At 72.1% G+C, this 359-nt stretch carries 1 protein-coding gene; it reads left to right on the forward strand.

Features of this window, described 5'->3' with window-relative positions; all coding sequences use genetic code 11:
- The coding region (locus tag ACTJK8_RS32440; protein WP_440763222.1) for a methyl-accepting chemotaxis protein at positions 1-359 on the forward strand (359 nt) is incomplete at both ends.

Consider the following 359-nt stretch of genomic DNA (forward strand, 5'->3'; position numbering starts at 1 on the left):
GCCATGCAGACCATCGCCCAGAAGATCACCATCGTGCAGGAGATCGCCCGCCAGACCGACCTCCTGGCCCTCAACGCCGCCGTCGAGGCCGCCCGGGCCGGCGAGCACGGGCGCGGCTTCGCGGTGGTGGCCAGCGAGGTGCGCAAGCTCGCCGAGCGCAGCCAGGCGGCCGCGGCCGAGATCGGCACGCTCTCGGCCGACACCGTCAAGGCCGCCCAGCAGGCCGGCGACATGCTGGGCCGGCTCGTGCCCGACATCAAGAAGACCGCCGGCCTGGTCGAGGAGATCACCGCCGCCTGCCGGGAGCAGGATGTCGGCTCGGGCCAGATCAACCAGGCGATCCAGCAGCTCGACAAGGT

Source organism: Methylobacterium sp. 22177, assembly GCF_052045615.1.
Lineage (GTDB): Bacteria > Pseudomonadota > Alphaproteobacteria > Rhizobiales > Beijerinckiaceae > Methylobacterium > Methylobacterium radiotolerans.